The 7,050-nt window shown below is 71.2% G+C and carries 5 protein-coding genes; 4 read left to right on the forward strand and 1 reads right to left on the reverse strand.

Features of this window, described 5'->3' with window-relative positions; genetic code table 11:
- The first annotated feature begins 493 nt into the window (after positions 1-493).
- Complete coding sequence (locus ACWGIU_RS24570; protein ID WP_453709130.1) at positions 494-2,005, forward strand: glutamate synthase subunit beta; 1,512 nt, start codon at positions 494-496, stop codon at positions 2,003-2,005.
- A 154-nt stretch (positions 2,006-2,159) separates the two neighbouring features.
- Positions 2,160-3,362, forward strand: coding sequence for a cytochrome P450 family protein (locus ACWGIU_RS24575; RefSeq protein WP_453709132.1), 1,203 nt, complete (start codon positions 2,160-2,162; stop codon positions 3,360-3,362).
- Positions 3,363-3,509: 147 nt separating this feature from the next.
- Here ACWGIU_RS24575 and ACWGIU_RS24580 read toward each other — a convergent pair whose 3' ends face one another.
- Positions 3,510-4,643 (reverse strand): FAD-dependent oxidoreductase, encoded by a 1,134-nt coding sequence (locus tag ACWGIU_RS24580; protein ID WP_453709134.1) that lies wholly within the window; start codon positions 4,641-4,643, stop codon positions 3,510-3,512.
- A gap of 481 nt (positions 4,644-5,124) precedes the next feature.
- Between ACWGIU_RS24580 and ACWGIU_RS24585 the strand changes: the two genes are divergently transcribed.
- Positions 5,125-6,324, forward strand: a complete 1,200-nt coding sequence (locus tag ACWGIU_RS24585; protein ID WP_453709136.1) for a hypothetical protein — start codon at positions 5,125-5,127, stop codon at positions 6,322-6,324.
- A gap of 4 nt (positions 6,325-6,328) precedes the next feature.
- Positions 6,329-6,649, forward strand: a complete 321-nt coding sequence (locus ACWGIU_RS24590; protein ID WP_453709138.1) for a hypothetical protein — start codon at positions 6,329-6,331, stop codon at positions 6,647-6,649.
- Positions 6,650-7,050 lie beyond the last annotated feature (401 nt).

Raw genomic sequence — 7,050 nt, forward strand, 5'->3', positions numbered from 1 at the left:
GGGCAGGCGGGACTTCGCGGACACGACCCAGGGCGGGCCGGACGCCCGCCCGTTCCGGCATTGGCCGGGGCGCGGAACCTGCCGGCGAACCGGCGACTGGCCTGACGCGGGGGAGCCGTACCGGCCTCACCTTCGCGAGGCCGGTACCGCCGCGGCGGAGTGGGCGCTGCGGTGGAGTGGCGCTGCGAGGAAGGGGTGCTCGAAGCCGAGGCCGCCCCCTTCGGCGGCCGGATCGTCCCCGGCCCGGCCGGCTCTGCCGCCTGCGCCACGCGTACGAGCGCACCCGGGCGCGTGCGTGACCGAACCGCGGCGGACTACTCACGGCCCTCACCTTCCGCATCCGTCCGGTCGCTCAACGGTGCCTCGTTCCGGTCGCACAGGGCGGAGCCGCGAAGGCGGCGTAACCTGGCTGAACCGCCACAGAAAGCGCGTACGAGTGACACGGTGCGCGGTCCGTGCACCTCGCCGCGCCCGCGAGCCAGGGAGGCGGCGCGTGACCGATCCGTTCGGCTTCCTCAGGATCCCCCGCGAGGCCGTCCCGCCCCGCCCCGTCGAGCAGAGACTCGGCGACTGGCGCGAGGTCCATGCGGGCCAGGCGCTGCTGCCGCTCGTCTCCCGGCAGGCCGACCGCTGCATGGACTGCGGCATACCGTTCTGCCACACCGGCTGCCCCCTCGGAAACCTCATTCCCGAGTGGAACGCGTACGCCGCCCGCGGCGACTGGGCTGCGGCGTACGAGCGGCTCCACGCGACCAACAACTTCCCGGAGGTCACCGGCAGGCTCTGCCCGGCACCCTGTGAGGACGCCTGCGTCCTCACGATCAACGCGGACCCGGTGACCATCAAGAACGTCGAGCAGGCGATCGCGGACGAGGGCCGGCGGCGCGGCTACATGACGCCCAGACCACCCGAGCAGCACAGCGGCAGCACAGTGGCCGTCATAGGCTCCGGCCCCGCCGGCCTGGCCGCGGCACAACAGCTGACCCGGGCCGGCCACCGGGTCACGGTCCACGAGCGGGCCGACCGGATCGGCGGGCTGCTGCGCTACGGCATCCCCGAGTTCAAGATGGAGAAGGCCCATCTGGACCGCCGTATCGAGCAGATGGCCGCCGAGGGCACGCTGTTCGTCACGGGTGCGGAGATCGGCGGCGCGTCCGGCGCCGGGGCGGACGAGCTGCGGAGCCGGTATGACGCCGTCGTCGTCGCGACCGGGGCCGGCGAGCGCCGGGAGCTGCCGGTCCCAGGCCGTTCGCTGTACGGGATCCACCAGGCCATGGACTACCTGACCTGCGCCAACCGGGTACAGGAGGGCGACTACGCCGCGTCGCCCGTCACCGCCGAAGGCAGACACGTCGTCGTCGTGGGCGGCGGAGACACCGGCTCCGACTGCCTCGGGACGGCCTTGCGGCAGGGTGCGATCTCCGTACTCCAGCTCGACATCAACCCCGAGCCCGGCGCGGGCCGGACCGACGACGAGCCCTGGCCGGTGTACCCGAGGACGTACCGGATCTCCCATGCCCACGAAGAGGCCCGCGGGCGCGAGGGACGGGACCCCCGGGTGTTCGCTCGCGCCACCCTGCGCTTCGAGGGGGACGCGGCGGGCCGGGTACGAGCGTTGCACCTGACCGCCGTCGAGCCGGTGGGCCGCAGCCCCCTGGCCGGGACCGAGGACGTCATACCGGCCGAGCTGGTCCTGGTGGCCCTCGGTTTCTCGGGCCCCGAGCGGGCCGGCGGTCTGCGCGGGCAGTTGGCGCTGGAGCTCGACGAGCGCGGCAACTTCGCGCGGGACGCGGGCTTCGCGGCGGGCGGCGGCCGGACGCCGGGAGTATTCGTCGCCGGTGACGCGGGCCGGGGGCAGTCGCTGGTGGTGTGGGCCATCGCCGAAGGCCGCGCGGCGGCCGCCGCGGTGGACCGCTACCTGACCGGCTCCACCTGCCTCCCTGCCCCGATCGCCGCGCACGACCGGCCGATGACGGCGTTGGGGCGCATGCGCTACGGGCTCTGACGGCGGCCCGACGCATCCGTCGGGCGCGGCTGCGACGTCGGTGAACCGACCCGATGGTGGGACGGCGGACGGCGGGACGGCGGAACCCCGGGGACTCATGTCCCCTCCCCGGCCGGTGCGTTGACCGGCCGACACGGCAAACTAGGGTGACCCCATGGATCGACAGGGCGACCCCACGAAGCACCCACAGGATGTGCACCAATACCTGCGGGACACCGAGCCGGTGCAGCGCATTACAGGGGACACCGGCCAACCGGCATGGCTCGTCACCCGTTACGACGACGTACGCTCAGCACTCGCGGATCCACGGCTCTCCCTCGACAAGACCAACGCCGCACAGGGCTCTTACCGCGGCCTGTCCCTGCCGCCGGCCCTGGACGCCAACCTCTTGAACATGGATCCCCCCGACCACACCCGCATGCGCAAACTCGTCAGCCGCGCCTTCACACCCCGCCGCGTGGAAGCGCTGCGCGCTCCGATCCGCCGCACTGCGGACCGACTCCTGGACGCGCTCGGCACGGAGGGCCGAACCGATCTCATCGCTTCATACGCAGCCCCGTTGCCCATCGCCGTCATCTGCGACCTCCTCGGGATCCCGGACGACCACCGCAGGGACTTCCGCGCCTGGACGAACGAGCTGATCGCACCGGACCCCAGCCGTCCCCAAGCCGCCAAGCAGGCGATCGGCGCCATGCTCGCCTTTTTCACCGAGCTCATCGCGCACAAGCGTCGCCACCCCGCCGACGACCTGCTCTCCGACCTGATCGCGGTCCGCGACAGTGACGGCGATCGGCTCAGCGAAGACGAACTGACGTCGCTCGCCTTCCTCATTCTCGGAGCCGGCTACGAGAACACGGTCCAGCTCATCGGGAATGCCGTCCACACGCTCCTGACCCATCCTGAGCACCTGGCACGCCTGCGCCTGGAACCTTCGAAGCTGCCGGAAGCAGTCGAGGAACTGGCGCGCTACGAAGGCCCGGTGCTTCTGGCGATCCGACGCTTCCCCACCGAGGACGTAACCATCGGAGGCGTAACGATCCCGGCCGGGGAAACCGTCCTCCTGTCGCCGGCCGCGGCCAACCGCGATCCCGCCCGCTTCTCCCACCCCGACCGGATCGATTTCGACCGAGACACCTCCGGACACCTGGCACTGGGACATGGCATCCACTACTGCCTGGGCGCACCGCTGGCCCGTGCCGAGGCCGAGATCGCGCTGGCCGCGCTCCTCGACCGGTTCGGCAGCCTGGCTCTGGCCGAGAGCGAATCCCAGTGGCGACGGTCCCTGCGGTCCCGCGGCCTGGTCGAGCTCCTGGTGGACTACAAGACCGCGCACCAGCGGTTTTCATTTCGGCAGTGAAGGCGGGGAAGCGGTGAGAGCCGGACGCGGTCTGCGAAGCCGCTCGTGGAGCGGTCACGGTGAGCCGCTCCACCAACGGACGTCATGGCGTGGGCGGGGGACCTGAGGCAGCGGTGACGGCCGCCCGTCGCGACTTCGGCCGGCGGCTCACCGGTCCGTTTTTTTCGTGATCATGTCGATCAGGGCGTGGACCGTGTTGTCGTCGGTGCCGATCCCGTGGATTTCGGCCCCCTCGAAAGTGGCGACCTCGCTGCTGCGGGGGAACATGGCCCGCTCGTACTCGGCGAGCGCGGACTCGATGTCGTCGGGGTGGGCGGCGAGGGCCTGGCCGAGCTCGGCGCCGTCGAGCATGGCGAGGTTCGCGCCTTCGCCGTTCGGGGGCGCGAGGTGGGCGGCGTCGCCGAGCAGGGTCACCCCCGGCACCCGGTCCCACCGGTGCTCGGTGGGCAGAGCGTACTGGGGGCGCAGGACCGGCCCGGTGTCGCCGTCGGTGATCAGCGCGGTGAGTTCCGGTGCCCAGCCGTCGAACTCGCGCGCGATGCGTGCGGTGGCCGCGGCGGCATCGGTGAAGTCGATGGCGTCGAACCAGTCCAGCGGCCTGGCCAGCGCCACATAGGCGTGCAGGGTGTCCCCGCTCTCCCGGTGGGCGAAGATCTCCCGGCCCGGCGCCGGCGCCATCAGCATTCCGCCGCCGACCGCCTTCGCGGCGGCCGGGTGACGGGTGTCGGCGTCGAACAGATACGTCTCGACGAACGACGTGCCGGCGTACTCGGGTATGGCGGTCGAGAGCAGCGGCCGGACCCGTGACCAAGCACCGTCCGCGCCGATCAGCAGGCCGGTGACGACCCTGCTGCCGTTGTCGAACTCCACCTCGTGGCGGCCCTCGCCGAGTGCGCGGATGCTGCCGGCCTTGTGCCCCCACCGGACGGTTCCGGCCGGGAGCGAGTCGAGCAGGATCCGCCGCAAATCGCCGCGCTCCACCTCGGGGCGACCGCCCGAGCCATCATCGGCCTTGTCGAGCAGGACAGTTCCGTCCGGATCCAGGACACGCATCGCTTGACGGCCCTCCAGGATGATGGAGTGGAACTCGTCCATCAGGCCGGCCGCTTTGAGGGCGAGCTGCCCGTTGTAGTCGTGAATGTCGAGCAGACCGCCCTGCCGACGTGCCAAGGGGGAGGCTTCGGCCTCGTAGACCGTGACCGGGATCCCGTGGACGTGCAGGACGCGTGCCAGGGTGAGTCCGCCGAGTCCGGCACCGATGATCGTGATGGGTATGTGCATGGTGGCTCCTTCGGGATCAGGCCGCCCGCCCGGTGGCGGATCGGCCGTCTCCGGAAAGGTGCCAGGCCCCGCTGACGAGCCGCCGACAGCTGACCGACAGCACCGACAACTCGCCGACACCGCGGCTCCGCCCCCCTCTCTGATCGCCGCAGGCCGGAGTTCCACGTCAGGCGCCACCGGCGCTTGATCCACCATCGTGAGGCCCCCCGGCCCTGACGATGATTCTCGATCCCCACCCCCCAGGCCCCGGCGTGCCCAGCCCCGCGGACCGCGGCGAGCGCGGTCGTGGGTGACGCCCGTGAGCGAGCGCCGCCCGGATCGGTCGGTACGAAGCGGACCCTGACGCGTACGCGTACGTGCAGGTGCGCCCGGCTACGCGGGTGCCGCCCGGATCCGGGCACCCGTCCCTGAGGCCGGGGAGGCTCTTCCCTATTCCGTCAGACCCCCTGTTCCCGGCCCGGGGAACTGCCACTCTGGGCGTATGGCCTTACAGATCTCGTACAGGGGCTTCCCGCTCGGCACGGACCTTGACATCACCGTGTACTGGTTCCCCCGTGAACCTGACCGGCCGGCGGACCACGTCACGGACGCACTCGGCGCGTGGAACACGTCTATGCCCAAGCATGTGGACGTGAGCGGCACGCCCGAGGAGATCGACTCCTGGACCACCGCCGCTGCCTTGTTCGTGAAACAGATCGCCGCAGAGCAAATGGCGTTGAGGGAGGCGCAGCGGCGGATCCGGCGACGGGACTGGGCGACGACGCGCCGACGGGCGCGGGAGAAGCATGACGACGCCCACGCATCCTTCCTGGAACGGGTGCGGCCTGCGGTGGCGGTCTACCAGCCGGTCCGGAACGCCATCGAAGCGCGCCTCGCGGAGCAGGAGGCTCAGGCGCGCGAAACAAGAAGACGCGCGTATCAGGAAAAAGAGCGTCAGCGGATCGAGGTGATCGCCCGATTCAGGGAGTGGGAGAGCCGACAGGAGGTGGCTGACCGGCCGCTGCCGGGCGGCCTCAGCCCCCGCCAGATGGCAGCGAACGGAGACAACCCCACCAGTTGGCCGCCCGAAGTGCAAGCGGCAGTGGGCGACGACCTCGCCGTGTGGTGGGCGGGTGTGCGCGCGTCGGTCCGCAACAGGCAGGCCGGCGCCCAAGCCGTACGCAATATTGCCGAGGCGATCACCAGAACGGCTGCGGCACTGGAGGAGGCGGGCAGACCCGGCATCACCACCATCAAGGCGGGCCCCAGTGAGGCGCTCCGTGGTTGGTGGATCCACTTCGACTGGTCGGACCTGCCGCCCACCACCGGGCTCCGGAAACCACCGGAGGTACCGCCCGGGTGTGTGGACGAGAATCGATGGCACTACCAGTTGTTCCTGCCGTCCGACCAGATACTCACCGTGAACAGCTCCGGCGAGTTCGGCTTTGCGAAGGAAAGCAAATCGATGATCCCGCCGGGAGGTTATGGCTACAGGTACGAGTGGTTCAAGCAGAGCATCGAACAGTTCGCGGAAGGGCTGATCCGGACCGAGATCATCGCCTTCCGGGCACTCGGCCGCGACGATCATCTGACCTTCCCGATGACCGACCACGCAGACCCTGACGCGTACGTGCCCTACGTCGAAGCCGTAGCCGAGCGCGCGGCGGCCCGCTTCCGTGCCCTGATCCCAGGTCAGCTATAGGACCTTGACAGGCATCCAGGTGCCGGGCGGGGTCCGCAGGCGCGTGCCGACGGCGGCGATGGCGCCGCTTCGACAGGACATCGGCGTTCTCGACGGCGCCGAGCGGGCCGCTGCCGAGGGCAGGGTCCATGGTGAGCACCAGGGAGGCGCCGCGCAGCAGGACCGTCGGGCCCACCGGGAGGTGCGGGTGGGCGGGGCCGCTCGGGCGTTCGGGGCGGGCGGTGATGCCGAGGACGAGCGGGGCGGCAGCGGCCACGCCGAGGCCGGTGAGGATGTCGCGGCGGCCGGGGCCGGCGGCGGAGTGGGGGACGACTGCATGGCGTAGTACCTCCCGAAGGCTCAGAACGGAAAGCCCGCCCGGGCAACGCCGTGTGGGAGCGTCGGGCAGGGCGGGAGATCACACGCAGCATTCCCAACGAACGGCCATTCGATAGGTATGGACGGAAAACCTTTTCCGTTCCGATCGTCCGTCGGTCATCCGACAGCCGCGTCTCCGGACACCGCCGGTTTTCGCCGACGGGCCGGGGGCGTTCGGCGGGCGGGCAGTCATGGCCACGGCGGCCGCCGGCCCGAAGCCGTTGATCGTGCGGCGGACTGCTGCCGCGCGGTCCGTTGCCCGGGGGCGGCGGTCTGAGCGCCGACGCCGGGGGTGATTCGCCGGATGCCCCGTCCCGGCCGGGGAGGGGGCCGGGATGCGGGGTGTCCGGGTGCCGTACGGATCCGGGC

This window comes from Streptomyces sp. NPDC054840 (assembly GCF_053611065.1).

Bases quoted from the DNA above. Each gene is read 5' to 3' on its own strand.
- ACWGIU_RS24575 (WP_453709132.1), top strand. From the start codon at position 2,160: ATGGATCGACAGGGCGACCCCACGAAGCACCCACAGGATGTGCACCAA.
- ACWGIU_RS24580 (WP_453709134.1), bottom strand. From the start codon at position 4,643: ATGCACATACCCATCACGATCATCGGTGCCGGACTCGGCGGACTCACC.
- ACWGIU_RS24585 (WP_453709136.1), top strand. From the start codon at position 5,125: ATGGCCTTACAGATCTCGTACAGGGGCTTCCCGCTCGGCACGGACCTT.